General features: G+C 68.2%; 23 protein-coding genes. 8 read left to right on the forward strand and 15 right to left on the reverse strand.

Annotated elements, in window-relative coordinates; genetic code table 11:
- Positions 1 to 265: 265 nt before the first annotated feature.
- Positions 266 to 2,122: a M48 family metallopeptidase gene (locus tag ASG27_RS24540; protein ID WP_056412910.1), complete on the forward strand. Its 1,857-nt coding sequence runs from the start codon at positions 266 to 268 to the stop codon at positions 2,120 to 2,122.
- A 248-nt stretch (positions 2,123 to 2,370) separates the two neighbouring features.
- Here ASG27_RS24540 and ASG27_RS24545 read toward each other — a convergent pair whose 3' ends face one another.
- Positions 2,371 to 2,991: a VOC family protein gene (locus ASG27_RS24545; protein ID WP_056412913.1), complete on the reverse strand. Its 621-nt coding sequence runs from the start codon at positions 2,989 to 2,991 to the stop codon at positions 2,371 to 2,373.
- A gap of 318 nt (positions 2,992 to 3,309) precedes the next feature.
- Between ASG27_RS24545 and ASG27_RS24550 the strand changes: the two genes are divergently transcribed.
- Positions 3,310 to 5,043, forward strand: a complete 1,734-nt coding sequence (locus ASG27_RS24550; protein ID WP_235503934.1) for an ABC-F family ATP-binding cassette domain-containing protein — start codon at positions 3,310 to 3,312, stop codon at positions 5,041 to 5,043.
- 132 nt (positions 5,044 to 5,175) lie between these two features.
- On the opposite strand, the gene ASG27_RS24555 is transcribed toward ASG27_RS24550, so the two are convergent.
- The 7 genes from ASG27_RS24555 to hemC form a co-directional block, all read right to left on the reverse strand.
- Positions 5,176 to 5,754 (reverse strand): YceI family protein, encoded by a 579-nt coding sequence (locus ASG27_RS24555; RefSeq protein WP_056412915.1) that lies wholly within the window; start codon positions 5,752 to 5,754, stop codon positions 5,176 to 5,178.
- A 203-nt stretch (positions 5,755 to 5,957) separates the two neighbouring features.
- Positions 5,958 to 6,533: a YceI family protein gene (locus ASG27_RS24560; RefSeq protein WP_056412918.1), complete on the reverse strand. Its 576-nt coding sequence runs from the start codon at positions 6,531 to 6,533 to the stop codon at positions 5,958 to 5,960.
- 165 nt (positions 6,534 to 6,698) lie between these two features.
- Positions 6,699 to 7,280, reverse strand: coding sequence for a cytochrome b (locus tag ASG27_RS24565; RefSeq protein ID WP_056412921.1), 582 nt, complete (start codon positions 7,278 to 7,280; stop codon positions 6,699 to 6,701).
- A 395-nt stretch (positions 7,281 to 7,675) separates the two neighbouring features.
- Positions 7,676 to 8,953, reverse strand: coding sequence for a heme biosynthesis HemY N-terminal domain-containing protein (locus tag ASG27_RS24570; protein ID WP_056412924.1), 1,278 nt, complete (start codon positions 8,951 to 8,953; stop codon positions 7,676 to 7,678).
- A gap of 160 nt (positions 8,954 to 9,113) precedes the next feature.
- A complete protein-coding gene (locus ASG27_RS24575) occupies positions 9,114 to 10,229 on the reverse strand; it encodes a uroporphyrinogen-III C-methyltransferase (protein WP_056412927.1) in 1,116 nt (371 codons plus the stop codon).
- Entirely contained in the window at positions 10,226 to 11,047 is an 822-nt protein-coding gene (locus ASG27_RS24580) for a uroporphyrinogen-III synthase (RefSeq protein ID WP_056412930.1), read from the reverse strand. The genes ASG27_RS24575 and ASG27_RS24580 overlap by 4 nt, the downstream gene beginning before the upstream one ends.
- Positions 11,048 to 11,059: 12 nt before the next feature.
- The gene (gene hemC / locus ASG27_RS24585) at positions 11,060 to 12,025 is read right to left on the reverse strand and encodes a hydroxymethylbilane synthase (protein ID WP_056412934.1); all 966 of its coding nucleotides are present in this window, start codon (positions 12,023 to 12,025) and stop codon (positions 11,060 to 11,062) included.
- Between the two features lie 197 nt (positions 12,026 to 12,222).
- Here hemC and ppc point away from each other — a divergent pair, with 197 nt between their 5' ends.
- On the forward strand, positions 12,223 to 15,012 hold the full coding sequence (ppc, locus tag ASG27_RS24590) for a phosphoenolpyruvate carboxylase (protein ID WP_056412937.1): 2,790 nt from the start codon (positions 12,223 to 12,225) through the stop codon (positions 15,010 to 15,012).
- A 61-nt stretch (positions 15,013 to 15,073) separates the two neighbouring features.
- Here ppc and ASG27_RS24595 read toward each other — a convergent pair whose 3' ends face one another.
- Positions 15,074 to 15,367, reverse strand: coding sequence for a hypothetical protein (locus tag ASG27_RS24595; protein WP_056412939.1), 294 nt, complete (start codon positions 15,365 to 15,367; stop codon positions 15,074 to 15,076).
- A 407-nt stretch (positions 15,368 to 15,774) separates the two neighbouring features.
- Between ASG27_RS24595 and ASG27_RS24600 the strand changes: the two genes are divergently transcribed.
- Entirely contained in the window at positions 15,775 to 16,101 is a 327-nt protein-coding gene (locus ASG27_RS24600) for a hypothetical protein (protein ID WP_156370446.1), read from the forward strand.
- Between the two features lie 45 nt (positions 16,102 to 16,146).
- On the opposite strand, the gene ASG27_RS24605 is transcribed toward ASG27_RS24600, so the two are convergent.
- Positions 16,147 to 17,517 (reverse strand): AI-2E family transporter, encoded by a 1,371-nt coding sequence (locus ASG27_RS24605; RefSeq protein ID WP_235503935.1) that lies wholly within the window; start codon positions 17,515 to 17,517, stop codon positions 16,147 to 16,149.
- Positions 17,518 to 17,710: 193 nt separating this feature from the next.
- Here ASG27_RS24605 and ASG27_RS24610 point away from each other — a divergent pair, with 193 nt between their 5' ends.
- The gene (locus ASG27_RS24610) at positions 17,711 to 18,457 is read left to right on the forward strand and encodes a hypothetical protein (RefSeq protein WP_056412948.1); all 747 of its coding nucleotides are present in this window, start codon (positions 17,711 to 17,713) and stop codon (positions 18,455 to 18,457) included.
- Positions 18,454 to 19,032, forward strand: a complete 579-nt coding sequence (locus ASG27_RS24615) for a FlgO family outer membrane protein (RefSeq protein WP_056412951.1) — start codon at positions 18,454 to 18,456, stop codon at positions 19,030 to 19,032. The genes ASG27_RS24610 and ASG27_RS24615 overlap by 4 nt, the downstream gene beginning before the upstream one ends.
- A gap of 185 nt (positions 19,033 to 19,217) precedes the next feature.
- Here ASG27_RS24615 and flhC read toward each other — a convergent pair whose 3' ends face one another.
- The 5 genes from flhC to ASG27_RS24640 all read right to left on the reverse strand — a co-directional run bounded on the left by flhC (position 19,218) and on the right by ASG27_RS24640 (position 23,768).
- A complete protein-coding gene (gene flhC, locus ASG27_RS24620; RefSeq protein WP_056412953.1) occupies positions 19,218 to 19,784 on the reverse strand; it encodes a flagellar transcriptional regulator FlhC in 567 nt (188 codons plus the stop codon).
- A 55-nt stretch (positions 19,785 to 19,839) separates the two neighbouring features.
- The gene (gene flhD / locus ASG27_RS24625; protein ID WP_008902803.1) at positions 19,840 to 20,166 is read right to left on the reverse strand and encodes a flagellar transcriptional regulator FlhD; all 327 of its coding nucleotides are present in this window, start codon (positions 20,164 to 20,166) and stop codon (positions 19,840 to 19,842) included.
- A gap of 319 nt (positions 20,167 to 20,485) precedes the next feature.
- Positions 20,486 to 21,391, reverse strand: coding sequence for a sulfurtransferase (locus ASG27_RS24630; RefSeq protein WP_056412956.1), 906 nt, complete (start codon positions 21,389 to 21,391; stop codon positions 20,486 to 20,488).
- A 70-nt stretch (positions 21,392 to 21,461) separates the two neighbouring features.
- Positions 21,462 to 22,373: a DMT family transporter gene (locus ASG27_RS24635; RefSeq protein ID WP_056412959.1), complete on the reverse strand. Its 912-nt coding sequence runs from the start codon at positions 22,371 to 22,373 to the stop codon at positions 21,462 to 21,464.
- Between the two features lie 264 nt (positions 22,374 to 22,637).
- The gene (locus ASG27_RS24640; RefSeq protein ID WP_056412960.1) at positions 22,638 to 23,768 is read right to left on the reverse strand and encodes an aromatic ring-hydroxylating oxygenase subunit alpha; all 1,131 of its coding nucleotides are present in this window, start codon (positions 23,766 to 23,768) and stop codon (positions 22,638 to 22,640) included.
- A 333-nt stretch (positions 23,769 to 24,101) separates the two neighbouring features.
- On the opposite strand from ASG27_RS24640, the gene ASG27_RS24645 reads away from it, so the two are divergent.
- Both ASG27_RS24645 and ASG27_RS24650 read left to right on the forward strand, forming a co-directional pair.
- The gene (locus ASG27_RS24645; RefSeq protein WP_056412963.1) at positions 24,102 to 24,344 is read left to right on the forward strand and encodes an exodeoxyribonuclease VII small subunit; all 243 of its coding nucleotides are present in this window, start codon (positions 24,102 to 24,104) and stop codon (positions 24,342 to 24,344) included.
- Positions 24,341 to 25,315, forward strand: coding sequence for a polyprenyl synthetase family protein (locus ASG27_RS24650; RefSeq protein ID WP_056412966.1), 975 nt, complete (start codon positions 24,341 to 24,343; stop codon positions 25,313 to 25,315). The genes ASG27_RS24645 and ASG27_RS24650 overlap by 4 nt, the downstream gene beginning before the upstream one ends.
- Positions 25,316 to 25,392: the final 77 nt, after the last annotated feature.

The following is a 25,392-nucleotide window of genomic DNA, read 5'->3' on the forward strand; positions in this document are numbered from 1 at the left end:
CGTGGGGCTGCGGGCTGTCCGACCGTTCATCCAGCGTTTCTATCCAATTGTTACCTTGTGCCTGCACCTTCAGCCACAGCGGTGCCGATAATCGCCGCCCATGGAGCGAGGGAAGGCCGCAGCGAAGCAGGCCGGGCTCCATGCAAGAGAGCACGCGCGTGCTCTTCGGATCACTACATACAACACGGTGGACTACCGGCCCGAAAGGCGGCGCGCAAAAGCGCCGGTTTCGGGCATTGGGCCGCCATAACACACGTCCGAACCCATGACAGCAGTTCCATCTTCTTTCCGCACGGCCCTGGCCAAGGTCTTCGTGTACGCGCTGCTCGCGCTGTTTCTGGTGCCGGCGGGTACGTACTTCTTCAGCGGCTACGCGCAGCGCGACCAGGATGCGGGTTTCGTGGCCGGCATCAGCCAGCGCATCGACGCCGAAAAGGGCATGCCCGCGGCCGAGAAGCTGGCGCGCAAGGACTACTACCGCCTGAACCCGCCGTCCACCATCTGCGGCAGCACCGACCCGGAGGCGCAGGACTACCGCGCGGCGCTGTGCGAGCGGTACTCGGACGTCTGGCAGTTCAACATGGCGCGCAAGGTGTCGTTCTGGACCCTGGTGGCCAGTGCCCTGCTGCTGGTGAGCGTGCTGGGCCTGGGCGCGCTGGCCTTTGCGGACCGCACGCTGCAGTACACCAGCTTCGTCACCGGCTGGCGCCTGACCACCTGGGCCAGTGCGGCGGCGCTGGTCGTGCAGGGGGCCATGGCGGTCTGGCTGTCTTTCTGGGTCACTGCCTTTTTCTTTCACAAGTACTCGCCCAAGCTCATCATCGTCGTCGGCCTGGCCGTGGCGGCCGGTGTGTTCCTGGCGGTGGCGGGCATCTTCAAGCGGGTGCATTCCGAAAGCCGCGCCGTGGGCGAGCTGGTGTCCGAAGAGGATGCACCGTTGCTGTGGAAGCGCATCCGCCACATGGCCGAGCGCCTGAAGACCGAGCCGCCGCAGCACATCGTGGCCGGCATCGACGCCAACTTCTTCGTCACCGAAGCCCCGCTGGCCGTGGGCGACAAGCTCCTGACGGGCCGCACGCTGTTCGTCAGCCTGCCGCTGCTGCGCATCCTCGACCAGTCCGAGGCCGACGCGGTCTTCGGCCATGAGCTGGCCCACCTGCGCGGCGGCGACACCAAGAGCAGTGCGCTGCTGGGCCCCAAGCTCGTGCAGTACGACCACTACCGCCACGCGATGCGCACCGGGGGGCTCACCGCCATCGTCTCGCCCGTGCTCGACCTGTACCGCATGATCTTCGAGATCGCGCTCGCCCGCGACAGCCGCGAGCGCGAGTTCAAGGCCGACCGCATCGCCGCCAAGCTCATCACCCCCGCGGCGATCGCGCAGTCGCTCGTCAAGATCGCGGCGTACGCGCAGTACCGCCACAAGATCGAGGACGAGCTCTTCGGCCGCAACGAGCGGCACGACCAGGCCACGCTGGGCATCGCCAGCTTCGTGGCCCAGGGCCTCGCGCCGTACGCCGCGTCGGACGACTTCCTGGCCGCGATGAAGACCGCCAACGTGCCCCACCCCTACGACTCGCACCCCGCCATGCCCGAGCGGCTGCGCAACGTGGGCATGGCCCTGAAGGAGCAGGACTGGGGCAGCATCGCCGTGCGCGTGCCTGCGGCCACCTGGGTGCAGCAGATCCTCACGGCCGACGCCATCGAGCAGCGCCTGTGGAGCGACTACGAGCAGCAGTTCGCGCAAGACCACGAGCGCAGCCTGGCCTACCGCTACGAGCCGGCCAATGACGCAGAGCGCGCCGTGGTGCTGAAGTACTTCCCGCCGGTGGTGTTCCAGCTCAAGGGTGATGACACCGTGGAGATCAGCATCGACGGCATCCGCACCAGCGCCGACGAAACCACCGTGTTCTGGGACGCGGTGAAGGCGCTGGAGTACAAGGAAAGCAGCTTCGGCAATGCGCTCATCGTGACCCACCCCGACAAGGGCGCGCTGGGCACGGCCAAGACCACGAAGATCAAGCTCGGCGGCCTGGCCAAGCAAAAGGACGAGTTCAACGCCGCGGTGGGCCATTACTGGCAGCGGCACCAGATCATGCGGGCGCACCAGCAGGGCGGCTGAGGCACCAGGGAGCGCCTGCGGGAGCGCTCATTGCCGGTCGGGAGGCGTGCTGTTGGACGCCTGGGGATGTGCTGGCGAGCGCGGGCTGTCGGTGCAACTCGTGCTTTGTCTGTAGCCGCCAGTGCCCGGCCTGCGCCAGGTGTTGGCTTTTTGCTACTTTTTTTATAGCTGCTGGCGCTTTTCTATCAAGCGGTGGAGCACTTTTTCATCACGAGCGAGTGCCAGCCGGGCGCCCCCGGGCCACCGCATCAGCCTTGTGCGTACTCCGGCCGGTCGTTCTGCTGCGGCTTCAGGGGCTGGGCTGCCGTGCCTTCGGCGCGCTCCTTGCGCCACTGCTCCTTGCGTGCCGTCCACTCCTTCAGTCGTGCATGCGCCACCGTACTGTCCTTTTCCATGGCTTCCTCATTGGCCAGCTGGGCCGACAGCTCCAGGCGGATGCCGTTGGGGTCGAAGAAATAGATGCTCTTGAAGATGTGGTGGTCCGTCACGCCCAGCACCTCGATGCCGTGGGCCTGCAGGCGCTGCTTGGTGTTCTCCAGCTCTTCGATGGTGTTCACGCGGAAGGCGATGTGGTTGACCCACAGCGGCGTGTTGGGCGAAGGCTCGGCCTTCACGTCGTCGCCCAGGTCGAAGAAGGCGATGAACGAGCCGTCCTTCAGGCGAAAGAAGAAGTGCGTGTACGGGCAGTACTCGCCGGTGCTGGGCACGTGGTCGCTCTGGATGATGTGGTACAGCGGCAGGCCCAGGATGTCTTCGTAGAAGTGGCGCGTTTCCTCGGCGTCGCGCGCCTTGTAGGCGTAGTGGTGCAGTTGCTGGATGGCAGCGGGCGCGGGCAGGGTGGCCAGGTCGGGCTTCAGGACGGCATTCATGCGGTGTCTCCTCAGATGGATGGTTGCAATTCTACTATTCGTAATCAATTTACGTTAAGTTAATTTTTGGGGGCGACGAGTTTGCGGTACAGTCCGCATCCGTCCATTGCCACCCACCGAGGCCCGACTCCCATGCGCCTGTAAGCCCCCTTCAAGCCGTTCCCCCGCTTGCCTTTGCGAAGGCCAGGGGGCTCTCTGTCTTGTCTGGAGTGCTTTGGCATGGCGACACCTTCACGGGGCACATCCGTCCCCGGCAGCCGCAGCGCTGCCACAGCTTCGGCTGCTCATCCTTCTTCGGGTTTTTCATCGTCTGCCGTCTTGACGGCTTCTTACGCAGCTGACGGCGGCGCGCCGCCGCACCCGCGTGCCGGTGCGGGCGCCAGCGTGCTGCAGTTTCACGACGTCACCTGGGGCCCGCCCGGCGGGCATGCGCTGTGGGCGCGCCCCCTGACCGTGGCCGTGGGCCGCGGCGTGACGGGCATCGTGGGTGCCAATGGCAGTGGCAAGAGCGTCTTCCTGCAACTGGCGGCGCGTGCGCTGCAGCCGGCCAGCGGCGTCGTGTTGGGCCAGCCCTCGGTGCACGCGGTGGCGCAGGATGTGGACGCCGCGCCGCAGGCCACAGTGGCAGACATCGCCGGCCTGGGGCCGGTGCTGGGCGCGCTGGCGCGGCTCGCGGCCGGGGAGGGGTCTGCCGACGATGTGCTGGCCGCCGATGGGCGGTGGGACCTGCCCGCGCGCTGGCAACAGGCGCTGCAGGCACTGGGCCTGGCCCACCTGCAACCGGGGCATGCGGCCCGGCAGCTGAGCGGCGGTGAGCGCATGCGCGTGGCGCTGGCGGGCGCTTTCTTGTCGGGTGCGGACCTGCTGGTGCTGGACGAGCCCACCAACCACCTGGACCGCCCCGGCCGCCGCTGGCTCTTGGAGTCGCTCGGCCAGTGGACCGGCAGCGTACTCGTGGCCAGCCACGACCGCGAGTTGCTGGGGACGGTGGGCAGCATCGTGGCGCTGTCCCCGGCCGGGCTGCAGCGCTATGGCGGCAACTGGGCCCTGTACCAGGCGCAGCGCCAGGCCGAAGCCGCAGCCGCCCAGGCAGACCTGGACCACGCGCGCACCGAGCGCGAGCGGGCCCTGCGCACGCTGCAGCGGGACCACGATGCACAACTGCGCCGCGCGGCCCGGGGCCGCGAAGTGGGGCGCACGGCCAACCAGGCGTCCGTGCTGCTGGACCGCCAGAAGAACAACGCCCAGGCCCACGCCGGCCGCGAGCACGAGCGCCAGCAGCAGGAGCGGATGCGCCTGAACGACGCGGTGCGCGAGGCGGCCTCGCGCCTTCCCGCACAGGCACCGGCCACGCTGGTGCTGCCGCAAAGCGCTGTGCCCGCGGGCAAGCAGGTGCTGGCGTTCGAACAGGTGGTGGTGCCCCATGCCGCGCCCGGCCAGCCGCCGCTGGACGGCGTGTGGAGCGGGCCGGTGCGCATCGCGGTCATGGGGCCGAACGGCTGCGGCAAGAGCAGCCTGCTGCGGCTGATCGCGGGGCCGGGCGATGTCTCGGGCAATGTTTCGGGGGCTGTGTCGGGCAACGTGTCGGGCCACGTGTATGGGGGCCGCGTGCTGCGCAGCGTGCGGGCCGCCTGGCTGGACCAGCACAACACCGACATGCTGCCGCCCGGGCGCAGCGTGCTCGCGCAACTGCAGGCGCTGGGCTCGCCCTTGCCCGAGGCTGCGTTGCGCACGCACCTGGCGCAGATGGGGCTGGGGGCGGACAAGGTGCGGCAGCCTTCGGGGCAGCTCAGCGGTGGCGAGCGCATCAAGGCCGCGCTGGCCTGCGCGCTGTGGGCGGGCGAGCCGGCGCAGATGCTGCTGCTCGACGAGCCCACGAACCACCTGGACATGGCCGCCGTGGATGCCCTGCAGTCTGCGCTGCAGGCCTTCACCGGCGCCTGGATCGTGGTGTCCCACGACCATGCCTTTTTGCGTGCCCTGCAGCCGGATGTGGTGTGGGCGTGGCGGCACCAGGGCTGGGATCTGGATGCGTCGCTGGACACAGCCTGAGCGCACACCGGGCAGCTTGCGCCCCAGATGCCCACGGTGGTGCCCAGGAAAAAAGCCACCCGCTGCGCTGAGGCTGCGGGTGGCTTCTGGGCCAAGACGCCAGCGGCGCCTTGGGGGCAGTGACGACCGTGATTACTGCTTCACGGCTTCGATCTGGACCACGAGGCGCACGTTCTTGGGGAAGCCCCATTCCACGCCGTAATTCATGCCCCACTGGGTGCGGTCGATGGTGGTCTCGAAGTCGCCGCCGCACACTTCGCGCTTGAGCATCGGGCTGTCGTAGCAGTTGAACTGCGTGGCCTTCAGGGTCACGGGGGCGGTCTTGCCCAGCAGCGTGAGCTGGCCGGTCACTTCGCTGACCTTGTCGCCGTTGAAGGTGAACTTGTCCGACACGAACTTGATGGTGGGGTGCTTGGCCGCATCGAACAGGTCAGGGCTTTGCAGGTGCTTGTCGAACGGAGGCGTGCCCGAGTTCACCGAGGTGGTGTCGATGGTGATGTCCACCTTGCCGGTCTTGGCCGCGCGGTCGAACTCCACGGTGCCTTGCTTCTTGTCGAAGCGGGCGCGGTTCGTGGTCGTGCCGAAGTGGCCGATCTCGAACGTCACGAAGGTGTGCGTCGGGTCGATGGCGTAGTTGGCGGCCTGGGCGGCGCCAGCGGTCAGGGTGGTGGCAGCAGCCACGGCCAGCAGGGAGAACAGGGACTTGCGCATGCGAAAACTCCTTAAAAGGAAAGGTTCAGGGACGAAGGAACACGAAAAAGTTTGAGTTGTCAGCCCAGGCCCGAAACAGGCATGGCCGAGGCCAGCGCTCCCGCGCAAGGGCCGCCCCGCCGCGCTGGGAGCGTCCCCATCCCGCATTGCGCAGCAATGCGAGAGAGAGAGGAAGGCGCGGAGCGACTCAGGGGGAGCTTCATTCAGATCTTGCCCACGCCGGTGAGAGCGAGCTTGAACTTGACGGTCACGTCATCGGCCACCATCGACGTGTCGGCCCACTCGTTCTCGCCGATCTTGAACGCCAGGCGCTTGATGGGCAGGGTGCCGGTGGCCGTGGTGGTGGGGCCGCTTTGCGTGAGCGTCACGGGCACGACCACGTTCTGGGCATTGCCCTTGATGGTGAGCTTGCCGGCCACTTCGAACTTGCCGCCGCCCAGCGCCTTGATGGCGGTGGACTCGAACTGCGCCTGCGGGAACTTGGCCACGTTGAACCAGACGGGCTTGGGCAGCTCGGCATCGGTTTCCTTGGAGCCCAGCGTGGCGCTGCCGGTGTCCACGGTGAGCGCGATCTTGCTGGTAGCCAGCTTGGCGGGGTCGAACGCCACCTGGGCGCTGAACTTCTTGAAATGCCCGTCGAGCGGCACACCCATCTGGCGCGCGGTGAACTGCACTTCGCTCTGGGCGGGCACAAGCTGTTGCTGGGCCATGGCAGCCTGGGCGCTCACGACGAAGGCGGCGCCCAGCACGATGCGGGAGAAGGCGGAAGACAAGTTCATTCGGAAACTCCGATCAAAGATTGTTGGAAAAGAGAGCAGTGCCGAGATGTGCCACTGAGGTATGACTGGGGCGAGCACTCGCCAGCGCACCCGTGGATCCGGCTTTGCCGGTCCACCGGGTGCGTCCCCCTTCGGAGGAAGACGCGAAGCGGCTCAGGGGGGCCTTCATCCTCCACCAGGCAGCATGCGTCGGAGCAGGCCATCGCGGTCGATGATCTGGTGCTTCAGCGCTGCCGCCACATGCAGCACCACCAGGCCCGCCATCGCGAACGCGGTGTACTGGTGCCACGGCTTGATGGCCTCGGCCAGCTCCTTGCTCACCGGCACGAAGTCGGGAAGCTGCCACAGGCCCAGGAACACGATGGGAAAGCCCGCCGCAGAGCTGTACGCCCAGCCGATCAGCGGCACGGCGAAGAACAGCAGGTACAGCAGGTGGTGCGTGCCGTGGTGCGCCAGTTTTTGCCACCGCGGCATGGCGTTGTCGACAGCGGCAGGCAATGCTGGGGGGCGGTGCGTCAAGCGCCACAGCAGGCGCAGCACCGACAGCACCAGGATGGTCACGCCCGCCCACTTGTGCCAGTTGTAGAACTTGAGCCGCTGGGGCGAGAACGGCAGGCCGGTCATGTACAGGCCGAAGCCGAACAGTCCGATCAGCGCCAGACCCAGCACCCAGTGCAGGAGGATGGCGGTGCGCGTGTAGCGGCGTGGTGGTGCTGCGGCAGCAGGGGCTTGGGCGGTTGCAGTCATCAAAAAGGTGGCTCAGGAATGTGGGCGCCGGCGCGCTGCAGCGGGTGCTGGTGCGCGTCCGTGATAGGGCAGTGTAGGAAGCCAGGGGCGAGCCCGGCTTCAGGCAGATTGACCACTCAGTTCAAAAAAAATGAATTGAGGGGGCCTGAGCAATCAAAGTTCCCCAATGCTTGGGGTAACCCTGCGCGGTCAGGGGGCATCAGGTGAGGCGATGGATGAAGAGCGCCCGGGGTCTGGCCGGACCGCGCCGGTCGGACTGTGAAGCGGCGGCATGGCGGCAGGTCGCTCTGTCATGCAGCGCGTCCTGGCGGCTCTTTCAAACGGCGTGCTCGGGCAGCTAGCTCAAGCCGCCGGTGCGCGGGTTGCGCGGGTTGCGCGGATTGCGCGGCGCAGGGTTACCGGCCCAGCGCGGCTTTCTTCCACGCCTCGGCCGCGACGGCATCGTCGCCCCGCTGCTCGGCGAGTTCGGCCAGGTGGCGCCACGCACTGGCGCGCAGGCCGGCGTCGGCCAGCTGCTGCGCGGCCTGCGTGAGCAACTGCTGGGACTTGCCCCACAGTTGCCGCTTGAGGCAGGCCATGCCGGCCAGGTACTGCAGGCGCGCGTCGCGCGGGTTCGCCTGGTGGGCGGATTCGATGCGGGCGAGCCAGGGCGCGTCCAGCGCGTCCAGGCCCGCTTCCAGCGCGCGCACCAGCTTCAGCGCATGGTGTTCGGCCAGCGCGTCGGGCAGGCCGACCATGCGCTCCCACACCGGCAGCAGCCAGGCGCGCACCTGCGTGGCGTCACCACCCAGCGATGCGAGGCGCTGCGCGGCCTGAATCGCCAGCTCGGGCATGTTGCGTTCGGACGATTCCAGCGACAGCCAGATCTGCTGCAGCTGCGCGGTGTCGTGCGCGCTGTGGATGAGCTCAGTGGCCAGGCCGCGCACGATGCTCTGTGCCGCGCTGGGCGAGAAAGCGCGGTGCTTGCCCAGCAGGCGCGCGGTGTCGAGTGCCTCTTGCGTCTGCCGTGCCAGGCGCGTGGCCTTGAGCTTGATGCGCAGGGCCAGCGTGCGACGCGCCGCGCCCTGGGGCAGGGCCGCCAGGCGTTCGAGCGCTGCGCTCGGGTCGCGGTCGTCCAGCGACCAGCGGGCGGCGCGCATCTGCGTGCCTTCGCGCATTTCCTGCTCGTTCACGGAGCCGCGGGCCGGGGCCTCCTGCAGCGCGTCCTGCAGATGGCTTTCGCGCGTCGCACGGTCTTGCAGGGCATGCGATGCCTCGGCCGCAATCATGTGCGCCAGGGCGCGCAGCTGGCCGCCGTGCGGCACGCCTTCGCCGGACGCTGCCAGCGCGCTCTCTTGCGACAGCGCCGCCACCGCCGCCTTGCGCGAGCGGATGAAACGGCCGCCCAGCATGTGGGTCAGCGCATCGAGCAAGGCCGCGTGCATGGCGCGCTCCTTTTGCTGCACGCGCCAGCGGCGGGCCTGGTGCGGCAGCTCCAGCAGCGCAGCCAGGGCGCGCAGCGCGGCGTAGACGGTGACGAACCCGCCCACCAGCAGCAGCACCACCATGTTCAGCGACAGGTCGATGCGGTACGGCGGCCAGTACAGGGTGACAGTGCCCTGGTTGTTGCCCGCGAACAGCGCAGCCGCCACGGCCACGCCAAACAATGCCAAAAGCCAAAGTGCTGCGCGCATTTCAATATTGCTCAGTGATCCGCTGCACTGCGCGCCTGCCCGTGAAACTGGCGCGGCCAGAGGCGAGTGCCACCGTGGAACTGGCTTCGCCAGGCCACCGGTGGCGTCCCCCTCCCGCAGGAGAGGGGGAAGGCGCGAAGCGACTCAGGGGGTGATTCATTTACCTTCCGGCTGCTGCGGTGGCCAGGGCGGACAAGGTTTCGTCCAGCCGCGGCTGCTCGGCCGCCTTCATGCTGGCCTGCGCGGTCTGCAGCGTGTTGGCCGCGTTCTGGGTACGCCGCGATGCGGGGTCGAAGTATTTGTTCAAGGCCACGGTGGCGGCGGTCAGGTCGGCGCGGGCCGACTCGAACTGCCGCGCGAGCACGCCCAGCCGCGCGTTGAGCAGCTTGAGCTTGAGGTTCTCGCGCAGAAAGAAGGTCTGCTCGGGCGCCAGCAAGATCGCCTCGGGCTGGTCGATACGGCTCACGCGCACCAGGCCCCGGGCTTCGTCGCGCACCACTTCCCAACTGCGCTGCAGGGTGGCTTGCCACCACGCCATGCCCTCGGTGGGGGCGGGCGGGCTGCCGACAGCGGCCGGGCCGGTGGACAGGCGCTTGGTCGACGCTGCCTGCGCCACCGCGTTCAGCACGGGCAGCTCGTCCACCTGGCGCACCAGGTCGTCCAGGCGGGCCAGCAGGCCGGCGGTGTCGGTGACGGCCGCACGGGTCAGGCGGTCCAGGTCACGGCCGATGGCGCGCTGCACGGGGGCCAGGCGGGGTTGCGCTGCGCGCTCGATGCGCTGGTTGGCGCTCTTGAGGGCCGCCACCAGCGGCTCCAGGCTGCCGGTGAGCTGGGCCTGCTGCTGGGCCAGGCGGATAGCGGACTCGATGTCCACCACCAGGTTTTCATCGCGCGACCGCGACAGGCTTTGCATGAGCTCTTCGAGCTGGCTGCGCTGCAGGGCCACTTCGCTCACGCGCGCCTCGGCCACCGACAGGCGGGCGGCGGTGTCGCGCACCAGTTCTTCGGCTTGGCGGGCCATGGTGCGGGCCTCGATGGCCTGCGCGCCGGAGTCGGCGGACTGCCGGGCCAGTTGTTCCTGGATGGCGCTCAGGCGTTGCCACAACAGGCCGCTGCTGATCAGCGCGGCGGCGGCCACCGTGCCGAGCAGCAGCGTCACGGCGCCGCCGCGGCCTGTGGCGGCGGGTGCCGGTGCAGGTACGGGGATGGCCGCCGGTGCGGCCACGGGCGCGCCGGCGTGGGCTGGAGGCAGGTCGTGGGAAGGCGCGGAACTCATGCGCCCGATTCTATCGACGCCACCACGTCGGCCAGCGCTGGCCGGCATTCCCGCACCGTGCCAAAGCCCACTGCGTGGGCCGCCTGGGCGATGCGAGGGTGGGTGGTCAGCGCCTGCGCCGCCGCCCAGGTTTGGCCCGGCAGCGCCTGTGCCAAGTGGGCCAGGGCCTCGGAGCTGCTCAGCAGCCACACCGAACCGTCCTGCGCGGCCTGTTGCGCCAGCGCCATCTCCGCCGCACTGAAAGTGGGTGCGCCGCGTTGGTATGCCACCACAAAGTCCACCTGCCCGCCGGCGGCAGTGATCTGCTGTGCTAGCCAGTCGCGCCCCGTGCCCTGCACCGATTCGTGCGCGCCGTCGGGCGTGGCCGAGCGCCCGCGCACGATGAGCACACGGTCACCGGCTCCGATCTGGCCGTGCACCTGTTGCCACAGCGATTCGGAGTCGAACTGCGCGGCATCGGGCGCCGGGCCGTCGATCTGGCTGGGTGGCACGCCCGCCTGCACCAGCGCGGCTGCTGTGCCCGGGCCGGGTGCCCATGCTCTTGTTTTGATAGCTGGTAGCGCTTGCCTATCCAGCGGTAGGGGCTGTTTTGATGCAAAAAAGTAGGTGGCGGCATTGCCGCTCACGAACATCAGCGCGCGGTACCCGGCCAGCCGTGCGCGCGCCTGCGCCAGCGCCTGCTGGGCTGCGGGGTCGGTGCAGGGGCCGATGCCGATCAACGGCAGTGCGACGGCATCAAGGCCGTGCGCCGAAAGTTGCTCCACCCAGTGCGCGGCCTCGCGGGCCGGCCGCGTGACGATCACCCGGGGCAGGGGCATGGCCGCCTCGGCTCAGTCTTGTGGGCGGAACGCGGGGTCCACGCCGCGCGCGCCGCCAGCGCGCAGGCGCTCGGCCACCGCGGTGCCCAGTGCTTCTGCTTGAACCAGCGTGGCCACGGGCCCGTGGGCCTGTGCGCGCACCAGCGGGGCCTGGCCGTCCGGGTCGCCCCAGGCCGCATGGATCTGCAGCACATCGCCATTCATTGTGGCGTGCGCCGCCAGCGGCATGGAGCAGCTGCCGCCCATCGCACGGCTGACCGCGCGTTCGGCCGCCACGGTGAGCCAGGTGGCCTGGTGCGCCAGCGGTGCCAGCGCGTCCACCAGGTCCTGCCGCTCGCCGCGCACCTCGATGCCCAGCGCGCCCTGGCCCGCTGCGGGCAGCATGGTGTCGGGGTCGAACGCGGTGCGGATGCGGGACTCCAGCCCCAGGCGCTTCAAGCCTGCGGCCGCCAGCACGATGCCGTCGTACTGGCCTTCGTCCAGCTTGCGCAGGCGGGTGTCGAGGTTGCCGCGCAGCGGCTCGATTTTCAGGTCCGGCCGCAGGGCCTGCAGCAGCACCTGGCGGCGCAGGCTGGAGGTGCCCACCACCGCGCCCTGGGGCAATTCATCCAGCGACGCATAGCGGGGCGAGACGAACGCGTCGCGCGGGTCTTCGCGTTCCATCACGCAGGCCAGCACGAAGCCTTCGGGCAGCTCCATGGGCACGTCTTTCAGCGAGTGCACGGCGATGTGCGCGCGGCCTTCTTCCAGCGCCACCTCCAGCTCCTTCACGAACAGACCCTTGCCGCCCACCTTGGACAGCGAGCGGTCCAGGATCTGGTCGCCCTTGGTGGTCATGCCCAGCAGCTCCACCGTGTGGCCCTGCGCGCGCAGCAGGGCCTGCACATGCTCGGCCTGCCACAGCGCCAGACGGCTCTCGCGCGTGGCGATCACGATGGACAGCGGCGGGGTTGCCGCGGGGCTGTGCCCTTGCGGCAAGCGAGACTCCTGGGGGGGCAGCGACCCGGTCGGCGAAGCGTGGGGGGCGTCTTTGGGGGTGCTCAAGTTCGTAACCTGTTTGTAATCTTTCAGGGGCGGGCGATGCTAGCATGCGCCCGCACCGGGGCTGTGGTGTGGCCTGGCGCAGACCGGGCGGGCGGCCCCCGGCCATCCCATCCATTCCCGGAGACACCTGCATGAAACGATCCGACAAGGACCAGCCCCTGATCGACGACATCCGCCTGCTCGGCCGCATCCTGGGCGACGTGATCCGCGACCAGGAAGGCGTGGCCGCCTATGAGCTGGTCGAGCAGGTGCGCAAGCTCTCCGTGGCCTTCCGGCGCGATGCCGACCAGGAGGCCGACCGGGCGCTCAAGAAGCTGCTCAAGTCCCTGTCGGGCGACCAGACGGTGAGCGTGATCCGCGCCTTCACCTACTTCAGCCACCTGGCCAACCTGGCCGAGGACCGCCACCACATCCGCCGCCGCGCCGTGCACGAGCGCGCCGGCGACACGCAAGAGGGCAGCATCGAGGTCGCCCTGTCGCGCCTGCGCTGGGCCGGCATTGCGCCCAAGACCATCTCGCAGACGCTGGCCGGCAGCTACGTGGCGCCGGTGCTCACGGCCCACCCCACCGAAGTGCAACGCAAGAGCATTCTGGATGCCGAGCGCGACATCGCCCAGCTGCTGGCCACGCGCGACGACATCCAGGTGCGCGCCCAGCTGTACAACACCGCCAAGGACGCGCTCACCCCGCGCGAGCTGGCCGCCAACGAGGCCCAGCTGCGCGCCCGCGTGGCCCAGTTGTGGCAGACGCGCCTGCTGCGCTACAGCAAGCTCACCGTGGCCGACGAGATCGAGAACGCGCTGTCGTACTACGAAGCCACCTTTCTGCGCGAGATCCCCAAGATCTATGCCGACCTGGAAGCCGAGCTGGGCCAGTACCCCGTGCACAGCTTCCTGCGCATGGGCCAGTGGATCGGCGGGGACCGCGACGGCAATCCCAACGTCACCGCGCAAACTTTGCAGTACGCCCTGGGCCGCCAGGCCGAGGTGGCACTGCGCCACTACCTGACCGAGGTGCACTACCTGGGCGGCGAGTTGTCGCTGTCGGCACGCCTGGTGCAGGTGTCGGCCGAGATGGAGGCGCTGGCTGCGCGCTCGCCCGACACCAACGAGCACCGGGTGGACGAGCCGTACCGCCGGGCGTTGACGGGCGTCTATGCGCGCCTGGCCGCTTCGCTCAAGGAGCTGACCGGCGGCGAGGCGGCGCGCCATGCGGTCGCCCCGCAGAACCCGTACGTGAGTGCCGAGGCCTTTTTGGCCGACTTGCGCGTGATCGAGGCGTCGCTCAAGTCCCACCACGGCGAAGCCCTGGCCGCCGAGCGCCTGCACCCGCTGATCCGTGCGGTGCAGGTCTTCGGCTTTCACCTGGCCACGGTGGACCTGCGCCAAAGCTCCGACAAGCACGAAGAGGTGGTGGCCGAGCTGCTGTCCACGGCACGCATCGAGACCGCGTATTCCACGCTGTCCGAGACCGACAAGCGCGCGCTGCTGCTGCGCCTGCTCAACGACGCGCGCCCGCTGCGTGTGGTGGGCGCCAGCTACTCGGACCATGCCCGGGGTGAGCTCGCCATCTTCGAGGCGGCCCTGGTTATGCGCCAGCGCTACGGCCACCAGGCCATTCGCCACTACATCATCAGCCACACCGAAACCGTGAGCGACCTGCTGGAGGTGCTGCTGCTGCAAAAGGAAGTGGGGCTGATGCGCGGCACGCTGGACGGCGATGCCCGCAACGACCTCATCGTGGTGCCGCTGTTCGAGACCATCGAAGACCTGCGCAATGCCGCGCCCATCATGCGCGAGTTCTATGCCCTGCCGGGTGTGGCAGGCCTGGTGCACCGAAGCGGCAGCGAGCAGGACATCATGCTCGGCTACAGCGACAGCAACAAGGACGGCGGCATCTTCACCAGCAACTGGGAGCTGTACCGCGCCGAGATCGCGCTGGTGGAGCTGTTCGACGAACTGGCCACCAGCCACGGCATCCAGCTGCGCATGTTCCACGGCCGCGGCGGTACCGTGGGACGTGGCGGTGGCCCGAGCTACCAGGCCATCCTGGCCCAGCCCCCCGGCACCGTGCGCGGCCAGATCCGCCTGACGGAGCAGGGCGAAGTCATCGCCTCCAAGTACGCCAACCCCGAGATCGGCCGGCGCAACCTGGAGACCCTGGTCGCCGCCACGCTCGAAGCCACGCTGCTGCAGCCCACCAAGCCTGCGACCAAGGCCTTCCTCGACGCTGCGGCCCAACTGTCGCTGGCGAGCATGGGCAGCTACCGCGCACTGGTGTACGAGACGCCCGGCTTCACCGAATACTTCTTCAACTCCACCCCCATCCGCGAGATCGCCGAGCTCAACATCGGCTCGCGCCCCGCGAGCCGCAAGGCCAGCCAGAAGATCGAAGACCTGCGCGCCATCCCCTGGGGCTTCAGCTGGGGCCAGTGCCGCCTCACGCTGCCCGGATGGTTCGGCTTCGGTTCCGCGGTCGATGCCTTCGTCAACGCCGAAGGCAAGGACCCCAAGAGCCAGCTGGCACTGCTGCAAAAGATGTACCGCCAGTGGCCGTTCTTCCGCACCTTGCTGTCCAACATGGACATGGTGCTCGCCAAAAGCGACCTGGCCCTGGCCTCACGCTACAGCGAACTGGTGACCGACGCGCGGCTGCGCAAGAAGGTCTTCACCGCCATCGAAGCCGAATGGCTGCGCACGGCAGACGCCCTGACCCGCATCACCGGCGACAAGCACCGCCTGATGCACAACGCGGCGCTGGCCCGGTCCATCAAGCACCGGTTTCCGTACATCGACCCGCTGCACCATTTGCAGGTCGAACTCGTGCGTCGCTGGCGCGCGGGGCAGGGGGATGAGCGGGTGCAGACCGGGATTCACATCTCCATCAACGGGATCGCGGCGGGGTTGCGCAATACCGGCTGACGAGGGCCGGGAAGGGGCGCGGCTGCCCCTGCATGTGGCGTATGGCGTATGGCGTATGGCGTCAATCGCGCAGCAACTGGGAGTGCCGCAAGCATCCCCACGCCACGCCCAACGCGATGCCGATGCCCAGCCCCCAGGCCACCGGCAGGCCGATGCCGAAGATGAGCAGGGCCGTCACCCCCAGGCTCGCCAGCGCGATCCAGAACATCGTGACGAGGTCGAAGTGGGCGACTGCCATGGCATCCTCGTCCGCGCTGCGCTTTGAGCTGCCGCGCGTTTCGCGTTGGCGCCTGAATACGAAGACGTCCGCGATGAACTCCGCGATGCCGGAGAGAAGATCGGTCACGATGCTCATGGCAAGTTCACACCTTTGCTGCAGTGGTCGTTCTTGAAGTGGCAAGTGGCTGCCGCCGCGCCCGTACGGGATGTGCAGGTGCGGGGCAGATCCAAGCGGAATGTAGTGCCAACCGCGAACGCCAGCATTTCATCAGCGGTCAGTGCGTCAAATCCACACCTTGGTTGGTATCGCAGCTTCAGTCCGGCATGAACCCCGGCAGCCCTCCACTACCATTTCCTCGGTCGTGGGCCTTCGGTTTTGTGTGGCTTGCAAGGCAGGCCGTCACGGCTGGCTGGTGTGCTGCATTCTGTGGCAGCGTGGATGGCTCCGGCGGGGGGCTTGCCTGCGGCGGAAGGCACCGTCCACACGAACGTCGCGTCCGGCTCGGGGGGAGCCGGCGGGACGCAATCATTCAGTAGATATCTATGGCGAGTTCTTCACAAATAAGAAACTACATGCTCAGGCGCGTGGCCTGTTGGCTGTTTGCGTTGGCCGGGTGGTTCGCCGTCGGGGCGCCAGTGGTCCATTGGGTGACCTGGAACTCGGCCGAACAGGAAATTGCGATTCTGGAGACGGCCGGCGAGCGCGACGAAAGAATATCGCCCGTGGTGCTCTACAGCACCATTCGCCGGTGGGAGGCGCAAGCCGCCCAGCTGGAAATTTGGCTGACGGCCGCCGGGATCGCGACCCTGTGCTTCATCGCCAACGCAATCGAATGGGCCTGGGCGCGGCGCACCCAGCGCAGCCCATAACGGGCGTGACCCGTGGCCAAGCCCGGGCCGGGCGACAGCGCTGACTCAATCGCCCAGCAACTCCCCCACCGCCTTCAAATCCTCCACCCGGTCACAAATGGCCTTCACCGCCATCATCACCGGGATGCCCAGCAGCAGGCCCCACAGGCCCCACAGCCAGCCCCAGGCGAGCACGCTCACGAACACGGCGACGGGACTCATGCTGCTGGTGCGGCTTGTGAGCCAGGGGGTCAGCAGGTTGCCGATGAGGGTGTGGATGACCAGCGACGCACCGCCGATGGCCAGGGCCATGTCGATGGTGCCGAACTGCAGGAAGGCGACCAGCGCCGATGAACCCGTGACCAAGGCCGAGCCGATGTACGGCGCCAGGTTGAGCACCCCGGCCACCACGCCCCACACGGCAGCGTTCTGCAGGCCCAGCGCCCAGTACGCCAGGCCCGTGGCCACGCCCACGAGCACGCTGGTGAACACCTGCACCAGCAGGTAGCGCTGGATCTGGTTGGTGATGTCTTCCAGCACGTGGATGGTCACCTTGCGCCGCTCCAGGCTGGTGCCCGCGATGCGCAGCAGCTTGTTGCGAAACAGGTTGCCGGAGGCCAGCGCGAAGAAGGTGAGGAAGATCACCACCGTCAGTTGCCCGAGCGCCGACATCAGGCCCATGGTGCCGCTCCACAGGTAGTCGCGCACGTTGAAGGGCGGGCGCTCCACGATCACGCGCTGCACGCCGCGCCGGGCGGGGGCGGCGGCCGTGTTCTCGTTGGCGGCCTGTTCGATCTGGGCTGCGGCCTGTTGCACGGTGTCCAGCGGACTGGCGGAGGTGGCGCGCGAACGGATGTTGTCGCGCACCTTCTTGGCGGCTACGGGCAGGGAGTCGACCAGCTGTGCAGCGCCGTCGCTCAGCGACCAGGCGGCGGTGGCCAGGCTGCCGACGATGGCGATCAGCAGCACGCCCGCGCCCAGCCAGCGCGGAACGCGGGCGCGGTGCAGCATCTCCACGGCGGGCCGCAGCGCCGTGGTGAGCAGCAGGCTCAGCATGATGGGGATGAACACCGCGCTGGCCCAGTGCAGCAGGGCCACGCTCGCGAACAGGGCGAGCAGGGCGAGCGACAGGTTGCGCACGTCCACGGGCATGTGGAGCATGAGCGGGCCGTTCAAGGCAGAGGGGGAAGCTGAAGACAGCGCGGCTCCTGACAGGGAGGGGGCCGCAGTGCCGGACTCTGCGGCTGCAGCTGCGGCTTGGGGGGTGGGGGTGGGGCTGATGAGGCTGTCTGCGGTCGTGGCGAATGCGGGGGCTTGCGCCGGGGGGGCTGCTGCGTGCGGCGTTTCCTGCGTTTCGCTGCCTGCCGGTTCGGCGGGAATGGCGTCCGCAGGGGTTGCGGGGGCAGGGGGCAGAGGGTCGGCAGTGAGCGCAGTCATGCGCAGATTGTGCTGCAGCCACCGGGCTCCCTGTGTAGGCGGCCACGCCAGCGCTGGGATGGTGCGCAGGGAAGAGCGGCGCAAAACCCGCGCTTATTGCCCGATGGCCGCACCCCGCTCATCGCTAGGATGACGCGATGCCATTGCATTGCCTGCATTTCCACCACCACACGGCGACAAAGGGGTCGTGCGCATGAAAAACCAACGACATCCAGCGGTAGGGGGCGTGCTCTGGCGCGCCGCGGCGGCCTCGATCGTCCTGCTGTTGGCGGGCTGCTCGTCACTGGATGTGCCCCGTGCCGACAACTACCCCGCCACCGACCAGAAGAAGGCCCGCGCCGTGCACCACTGGGACGTGCTGGCCGACGATGTGGCCAGCCGGGTCGCGGGCAAGATCAGCGCCTGGCCGCCGGGCGAGTACCCCATCTACGTGGCACCGTCTGCGGGCGACACCAGCTTCAACAACGGGTTTCGCAAGCTCCTCATCACGCGCCTGCTGGACCGGGGCGTGACGCTGTCCACCCAGCCTACGGCCGTGACGCTGACGTTCGAGACGCAACTGGTGCAGCACGAGGCGCGGGTCGTCAGCATGGGCCCGATGCCCTGGACCCGCCTCGCGCTGGGCGTGGGTGTGGCGCGGGACTGGCACCTGTACCACCAGAGCGCGGGCTCGATGCTCGGCGGGATCGTGGCCCTGGGCGCGATCACCGACCTGACGCAGTACGCCATCAGCGGCGCCGCCGCGGGCGGGCCCACGCGCACCGAAGTGCTGATCACCACCTCGCTGGAGAGCGCCGACCGCTATCTGGCGCGCACGGCCGACGTGTACTACATCGAACAAGATGACTCGGGCCTGTACAAGGCCAAGGCGCCGGAGCCGCCACCGCCGATGCCGCCGCCCCCCACGCCCATGAAGACCTGGCGGGTGGTGGCGCCATGAGGCCCCGTCTGCTTGGCGCCCCAACCCGCGCCGTGCACGCGCTGGCCGCAGCCTGCCTGGCCCTGGGCCTGCAGGGCTGCGCAACCAGCCCCATGCACAGCTACTACTACGGCGACCGCGCCGGTGGCATCTCTCGCAGCGACCTGATCGAGACCAACGAACGCGCTGCCGACGCGCTGCTGCAGTACGCACCGCTGGATGCGAGCCAGCCCGTGCTCGTGGCCACGTTGGTGAATGTGGACCGCCTGACCGAATCGTCCCGCCTGGGCCGCATCTTCTCCGAGCAGATCGCCGGCCGCCTGGTGCACCGCGGGCTGCGGGTGACCGAGGTGAAGCTGCGCGACAACCTGCTGCTGCAGCGCGACCAGGGCGAGTTGCTGCTGTCGCGCGAGGTGCGCGAGGTGAGCCAGGCGCAGGATGCGCAGGCCGTGGTGGTGGGCACATACGCGGTGTCGACGACGGTGGTCTACATCAGCCTGAAGCTGGTGAACCCCGTGGGCAACACGGTGGTGGCGGCGTACAACTATGCGGTGCCGATGGACGAGAACGTGCGGGTGTTGCTGGCTGGAAGGTAGTGAAGCCCCCCTGAGCCGCTTCGCGCCTTCCCCCGAGGGGGACGGACGCCCCCAGCGCGGCGGGGCGGCCCTTGCGCGGGGGCACTGGCTTGGTCCATGCGAGTTCATAGACCAGTGGACTGTTGTCTCCTCCAGAAACACCAAAGCCCCGCCGGTAGTCCGTGCGGGGCTTTTTGCTGGAAAGGTCAATGCAGCATCAGCGCGCCGGCGGTCTTGCTCTTGCCAGCGCGTGCGGGTGGGTTGCACAGGCCGCAGGTGAAGTGGCGGTTTTCGTACAGCTCGGTCACGAACTGGCCGCTGCACTGCGAGCACTTGGTGCGGGTGAGCATGCCGGCGTCCACGAACTTCACCAGGCGCCACGCGCGGGTGAAGGACAGCAGGGGTTCGATCTCGGCGGTGGCGACCTGTTCGTTGTACAGGCGGTAGGCCTTGGTCAGCAGTTCCACCGAATCCAGGTCCACGCCTTTGGACAGGTATTCGTAGATGTTCAAGAACAGCGAGCTGTGGATGTTTTCCTGCCAGGTCAGGAACCAGTCGGTCGAGAAGGGCAGTTGGCCCTTGGACGGCGACTTGCCCGCGATCTCCTTGTACAGGCGGATCAGCCGCTCGTACGACAGCGTGGTTTCCGACTCCAGCACCTGCATGCGGGCGCCCATCTGGATCAGCATGGCGGCGCGTTCGATCTGCTTGGATTCGTTCAGAACGCTCTTGGCTGGGGCTTTGGCGGCGGCGGCAGGGGTGGTGGACGACATGGCGGGCTTTCGGCGGGGTGGGCGGTGGGGGCGGGGCGGGTGAAGCGCTGCTGCGTCAGAGCACTTCAGACACGCGGCTGGCCATCAGGATGTTGGCGTGCAGCGTGTTGGTGGCTTCGTTGCCCACCTTCTTGGCCGAGTGGTTGGTCAGCAAGCTCCACACCAGGTTGTCGTCCACGCGGAAGCTGCACAGCAGCGTGTTGCGGGAGGCCAGCTTCATCACTTGCGCTGCGGACAGCGAAGCGAGAATATCGGCAGACTCCTCGTTCATGCCCAAGCGGAACACGGCTTCCGCCTTGTCCTGGCGAATCAGGGTCTGGGCCAGCATCAGGTAAGTGAGGTTGGCTTCGCGGATTTCAGCGAGGAGTTGTTCGTTGGTCATGGCGGCTTCCTTTGTTCCATTGCCCGGATCCTGCGTTGTCTGCTGGTTGCAGGGTTTGCGTGATCCGTTGAAATGGATTGTGAAACCGCCCCAATCAGAAATTAAGTCGGGGTTTGGATGTGCCGCGTGTCTGGTTGTGCGGTGGGCCGTGTAGGAATTTGCCTTACAAGAACCTCAGGCGCTGTCCCGCATTTCCATTGGTGCAGGGGTGCTGTACCTTGGCGCACACCCTGCCCGGTTCTGCTCATGGTTTTGATAGCGCCTGCAAAACCATCTTTTTTGCGGTTTTACATGTCGCGTCGGCACGTTGTGGCGCGGATCAGCCTTTTTCGACGGGGCGGGCGGGGTCTGCGCACCACTCGCTCCAGCTGCCGGCAAACAGTGCGGTAGGGCCCAGGCCGGCGACTTCCATGGCCAGCAGGTTGGGCACGGCGCTCACGCCGCTGCCGCACTGGTGCACCACCGTGGCGGGGTCACGGCCTGCGAGCAGGGTGTCGAACTCCGCGCGCAGCGTGGCGGCGGGCTTGAAGCGGCCGTCCGCGCCGATGTTCTCGGCGAACGGGCGGTTCAGCGCGCCGGGGATGTGGCCCGCCACCGGGTCCAGCGGCTCCACCTCACCGCGAAAGCGGGCGCCGGCACGGGCGTCGATCACGTTCTGCGCAGGGCTGCCCAGACCGGCCAGCACCTCGTCGGCCGTGGCCAGGCGGCGCAGGGGCTCGCCCAGCTCGAAGTTGGACTGGAAGTGCGCGGGCTCTTCGCCGCTGGCCACCGCGCCACCGGCCGCCTGCCAGGCCTGGAGGCCGCCGTCGAGCACGGCCACCGCATCGTGGCCCGCCCACTTGAGCATCCACCACAGGCGACCGCAGTAGTTGGCACCCTGGCGGTCGTACACCACCGCCTGCATGGGGTTGGCAAAGCCCACGCCGGAGAGCCACATCGAAAATCGTTCGCGGCTGGGCAGCGGGTGGCGGCCGCCGGACGCGGGCTTGCCGGCCTCTTGCGCGGTCAGGGTGCCGCCCGCACCGGGCGCGCCGTGCTTGGCGCTCAGGTCGTGGTCCAGGTCGGCGTAGACGGCGCCGGGGATGTGGGCCTGGTCGTACTGCTGTGCACCGGCCGAGGGCTGCATCAGCTCGAAGCTGCAGTCGAACACCATCAGCGGCGCGCCGCCGTCGATCAGGGCCTGCAGTTCAGAAGCGGAAATGAGGGTGGTGTAGGAGGTGGTCATCGGAGTGGGATGTCAAAACAACGGGCTCCATTGTGTCCAGTTGCGCGCGGTCCCGCGCATCCACTTCGTATCAATGTTCTTCGGCGGGCGCGCCGGGTGCGGCGCGGGCGCGCAGGATGGTGGCGGCGATGCCGCTGCCCACGATGAGCGCCATGCCCGCCCAGGCGATGGGCGGCAGCTGGTCGCCGAACAGGGCCACGCTGTAGATCGCCGCGAACACGATGCCCGAGTACTGCAGGTTGGCCACGACCAGCGTGCCGCGCTGGGTCTTGGCGCTGGCATACGCCTTGGTCATGCACAGCTGGCCGCCCGCCGCCAGGATGCCGATGGGCAGCAGCCAGAGGGCCTGCCAGCCCGGCCACACCGACGTGCCGGTGAACAGCATCGCTGCGCCGCCCGCCACCGCCGAGCCCAGTGCAAAGTAGAACACCGTGCGCGACTCCGGTTCGCCCAGGCGCGACAGCGCCACGACCTGCATGTAGGCAAACGCGGCCGACAGGCCCGACATCAGGCCGATCATGCCGGCGAAGGCCTGGTGCGCATCCAGGCTGGGGCGCAGCATCATCACGACGCCCACGAAGCCGGTGAGCACGGTGGCGATCAGCGTGCCCTGCAGCGCGGGACGCGGGGTGGTGGCCGACGGGCGCCAGGCCAGCAGCGTGCCGCCGATGAGGAAGGCCGCGATCCACACGCTGCTCATGTAGTTGAGCGTCATGGCCGTGGCCAGGGGGAGGTGGGCGATGGCGTAGAACCAGGCCCCGAGGGACACCACACCCACCGAGCTGCGCCAGGCGTGCATGCCCGGGTACTGCGTGGCCAGGCTCACCTTTTGCGAGCGCGCCAGCAGCCACAGGATGGCCATGCCGATGATGCCGCGGTAGCACACCAGCTCGGCCGAGTTGAAGAAGCTGGAGGCGAGCTTCACGCACACGCCCATGCTGGCAAACAGGAACGCGGCCAACACCATCCAGAGGGCTTGCATGGGGAATGAGTCTCGAAAGTAAAAATAGCTGCCGCGCTGGATTACCAAGCGCTTGCAGCTATTGTAATGAGAGCGGTTTCAGCAATTGCCGCTACTCGACAGCATTTACCTCGCTGTTCGGGTGTTCGGGTATTCGGTCGCGGCGGCAAGGGGAGTGCGTCCACGTCGTGCGAAACCGTCGCGGCCTGATCCAGCGTCCCCGCGCAAGGGCCGCCCCGCCGCGCTGGGGGCGTCCCCCCACCGTGGGGGAAGGCGCGAAGCGACTCAGGGTGGGCTTCCCATGGCTTGGCGGTACCACTCGTGGAAGTGCTGCATGCCGTCTTCCATCGGGCTTTGGTAGGGGCCGACCTCGTTGTCGCCGCGCGCCAGCAGCGCCTTGCGGCCGGCGTCCATGCGTTCGCCGATCTCGTCGTCCTCGACGCAGGTCTCCATGTAGGCAGCCTTCTGCGCCTCGACGAATTCGCGCTCGAACGCAGCGATCTCTTCGGGGTAGTAGAACTCCACCATGTTCATGGTCTTGGTCGGGCTGATGGGGTGCAGCGTGGACACGGTCAGCACGTGCGGGTACCACTCCACCATGATGTGCGGGTACAGCGTGAGCCAGATCGCGCCGTGCTTGGGCGGCTTGCCCTCGCGGAAGGCGAGCAGTGCCTCATGCCAGCGCTCGTACACGGGGCTGCCGGCCTTGCCCAGGCGGTTGGCCACGCCCACGGTCTGCACCGAGTAGTTGTTGCCGAATTCCCAGCGCAGGTCGTCGCACGTGACAAAGCTGCCGAGGCCCGGGTGGAAGGGGCCGACGTGGTAGTCCTCCAGGTAGACCTCGATGAAGGTCTTCCAGTTGTAGTTGCACTCGTGCAGTTCCACATGGTCGAGCACGTAGCCGTCGAAGCTGAGGTCGGCGCGCGGGCCCATCTGGGCCAGGTCGGCGGCCACGTCGTAGCCGTTGTCTTCGAAGAGGAGCCCGTTCCACTCCCGCAGCTTGTAGTTGTTCAGATCCAGGCAGGGGTCGTGCGAGAAGTGGGGCGCGCCCAGCAGTTCGCCCTTCGGGCTGTACGTCCAGCGGTGCAGGGGGCACACGATGTTGCCGCCCGCATGGCCCTTGCCCTGGCCTTGCAGCGAGCCCTTGCCCTTGAGCATGACGGCCTGGCGGTGGCGGCAGACGTTGGAGACCAGCTCGATGCCCCCCTGGGCGTTGCGCACCAGCGCTCGGCCCTCGCCCTCCTGAGGCAGGGCGTAGTAGTCGCCGGCATTCGGCACGCTCAGTTGGTGCCCCACATAGCGGGGCCCGCGCTGGAAGATGGTGGCTAGCTCGCGCTGGAACAGCGCCTCGTCAAAGTAGCTTGAAACTGGTAGTTGGCTTGCGGCCTGCTGCAGTTGAAGACTTAAATCAGACATGGGTGACCTGACCTAAAGACTCCCCACAGGGAAGTGCGGGAGGTGCGCCGAAGCGCATCCAGAAAAAAGAAACCGGCTAGGGAAGCTGAGCCGGTGTGCGGGAATGGGATTATAGGCGGTGGGGTTATTCCCGCATCCCAGCTACGTGTATTGAAAAGCTTCGTTCTAGATGCAGATCAAAATCAAACCTCCCGCAGTGTCCGGGCCCATGGGCGGGTTGGCTGGCCAGCTGGCGCGGTCCGCGGCGCACCCGTTCCCGTGGCCGAGGTCCCCTGCGCCGCAGTGGTGCGCCTAAAATGACCGGTTTTTTCACCCGCGCTCTGCGCCCCCTCCATGCCCAAGGCCCCCGCCACCCCCGCGCCTCCTTCCGAACCCGCCAGCTACGAAGCGGCGCTGGAAGAACTGGAGCAGCTTGTGGCCCGCATCGAGTCGGGCCAGTTGCCGCTGGACCAGATGCTGGCCGGCTACCAGCGCGGCGCCACGCTGCTGGCCTTTTGCCGGCAGCGGCTCGAAGCCGTGCAGGACCAGATCAAGGTGCTGGACGACGGCCAGCTGCAACCATGGAGCCAGGAATGAGTGCAGTGCCCGCGCCGACATCCGCAGCAACGAATCCCGTGCCTTTTGAATTTGAAGCCGGCCCCTGGAGCCACCACCACCTCGCCCGCGTGGAACAGGCCCTGTCCCTCTGGGTGGGCGACGGTGCGCCGGCCGGCCTGGGCGATGCGATGCGCTACGCGGTGCTCGATGGCGGCAAGCGGCTGCGGCCCCTGTTGGTACTGGCCGCGTACGAGGCCGTGTGCAGCGGCCAACCCGCAGCGGCAGCGGCTGCACCGGCCACTGCGGCCGACGACGCCGCCTTGCGGGCCGCGTGCGCGGTCGAGCTGATCCACGCGTACTCGCTGGTGCACGACGACATGCCCTGCATGGACAACGACGTGCTGCGCCGGGGCAAGCCCACGGTGCACGTGCAGTTCGGCGAGGCGCAGGCCCTGCTGGCGGGCGACGCGCTGCAGGCGTTTGCGTTCGAGCTGCTCACGCCCGACGGCAGTGCCATACCGCCTGCCACGCAGGCCACGCTGTGCCGCCTGCTGGCGCGCGCGGCGGGCTCGGCCGGCATGGCGGGCGGGCAGGCGATCGACCTGGCCAGCGTGGGCCTGGCATTGACCGAAGACCAGTTGCGCCAGATGCACCGCCTCAAGACCGGCGCGCTGCTGCAGGGCAGCGTGCTCATGGGCGCCGTGTGCGGCCACGCCGCGCAGCCGGCGTACCAGGCGCTGTCCGACTACGGCGCCGCCATGGGCCTGGCGTTCCAGGTGGTGGACGACATCCTGGACGTGGTGGCCGATTCGGCCACGCTCGGCAAGACCGCCGGCAAGGATGCCGCGGCCGACAAGCCCACCTATGTGTCGCTGCTGGGCCTTGCGCGTGCGCAGGCCTATGCGCAAGAGCTGCTGCGGGAGTCGCAGGCGGCGCTTGAGCGCAGCGGCCTGCCCGACACCCGTGCCCTGGGGGCGCTGGCCGACATGGTCGTGCGCCGCTCCCACTGACTCCCGTTCTTGCACCGCTGGCGCAGATCACGATGAAAACCAGCCCCTGCCGCTTGTCCAGCAAGCGCTGGCAGCTA

Origin of the sequence: Acidovorax sp. Leaf191 (genome assembly GCF_001424425.1) — a bacterium.
Lineage (GTDB): Bacteria > Pseudomonadota > Gammaproteobacteria > Burkholderiales > Burkholderiaceae_C > Acidovorax.

What these genes read in the sequence shown, in the direction of transcription:
- ASG27_RS24605 (WP_235503935.1), bottom strand. Translation starts at nt 17,517, where the DNA reads ATGACTGCGCTCACTGCCGACCCTCTGCCCCCTGCCCCCGCAACCCCT.
- ASG27_RS24595 (WP_056412939.1), bottom strand. Translation starts at nt 15,367, where the DNA reads ATGAGCATCGTGACCGATCTTCTCTCCGGCATCGCGGAGTTCATCGCG.
- ASG27_RS24560 (WP_056412918.1), bottom strand. Translation starts at nt 6,533, where the DNA reads ATGAACTTGTCTTCCGCCTTCTCCCGCATCGTGCTGGGCGCCGCCTTC.
- flhD (WP_008902803.1), bottom strand. Translation starts at nt 20,166, where the DNA reads ATGACCAACGAACAACTCCTCGCTGAAATCCGCGAAGCCAACCTCACT.
- ASG27_RS24565 (WP_056412921.1), bottom strand. Translation starts at nt 7,280, where the DNA reads ATGACTGCAACCGCCCAAGCCCCTGCTGCCGCAGCACCACCACGCCGC.
- ASG27_RS24555 (WP_056412915.1), bottom strand. Translation starts at nt 5,754, where the DNA reads ATGCGCAAGTCCCTGTTCTCCCTGCTGGCCGTGGCTGCTGCCACCACC.
- ppc (WP_056412937.1), top strand. Translation starts at nt 12,223, where the DNA reads ATGAAACGATCCGACAAGGACCAGCCCCTGATCGACGACATCCGCCTG.
- ASG27_RS24650 (WP_056412966.1), top strand. Translation starts at nt 24,341, where the DNA reads ATGAGTGCAGTGCCCGCGCCGACATCCGCAGCAACGAATCCCGTGCCT.
- ASG27_RS24545 (WP_056412913.1), bottom strand. Translation starts at nt 2,991, where the DNA reads ATGAATGCCGTCCTGAAGCCCGACCTGGCCACCCTGCCCGCGCCCGCT.
- ASG27_RS24580 (WP_056412930.1), bottom strand. Translation starts at nt 11,047, where the DNA reads ATGCCCCTGCCCCGGGTGATCGTCACGCGGCCGGCCCGCGAGGCCGCG.
- ASG27_RS24630 (WP_056412956.1), bottom strand. Translation starts at nt 21,391, where the DNA reads ATGACCACCTCCTACACCACCCTCATTTCCGCTTCTGAACTGCAGGCC.
- ASG27_RS24610 (WP_056412948.1), top strand. Translation starts at nt 17,711, where the DNA reads ATGAAAAACCAACGACATCCAGCGGTAGGGGGCGTGCTCTGGCGCGCC.
- ASG27_RS24635 (WP_056412959.1), bottom strand. Translation starts at nt 22,373, where the DNA reads ATGCAAGCCCTCTGGATGGTGTTGGCCGCGTTCCTGTTTGCCAGCATG.
- ASG27_RS24575 (WP_056412927.1), bottom strand. Translation starts at nt 10,229, where the DNA reads ATGAGTTCCGCGCCTTCCCACGACCTGCCTCCAGCCCACGCCGGCGCG.
- ASG27_RS24570 (WP_056412924.1), bottom strand. Translation starts at nt 8,953, where the DNA reads ATGCGCGCAGCACTTTGGCTTTTGGCATTGTTTGGCGTGGCCGTGGCG.
- ASG27_RS24615 (WP_056412951.1), top strand. Translation starts at nt 18,454, where the DNA reads ATGAGGCCCCGTCTGCTTGGCGCCCCAACCCGCGCCGTGCACGCGCTG.
- ASG27_RS24640 (WP_056412960.1), bottom strand. Translation starts at nt 23,768, where the DNA reads ATGTCTGATTTAAGTCTTCAACTGCAGCAGGCCGCAAGCCAACTACCA.
- flhC (WP_056412953.1), bottom strand. Translation starts at nt 19,784, where the DNA reads ATGTCGTCCACCACCCCTGCCGCCGCCGCCAAAGCCCCAGCCAAGAGC.
- ASG27_RS24645 (WP_056412963.1), top strand. Translation starts at nt 24,102, where the DNA reads ATGCCCAAGGCCCCCGCCACCCCCGCGCCTCCTTCCGAACCCGCCAGC.
- ASG27_RS24600 (WP_156370446.1), top strand. Translation starts at nt 15,775, where the DNA reads ATGGCGAGTTCTTCACAAATAAGAAACTACATGCTCAGGCGCGTGGCC.
- ASG27_RS24540 (WP_056412910.1), top strand. Translation starts at nt 266, where the DNA reads ATGACAGCAGTTCCATCTTCTTTCCGCACGGCCCTGGCCAAGGTCTTC.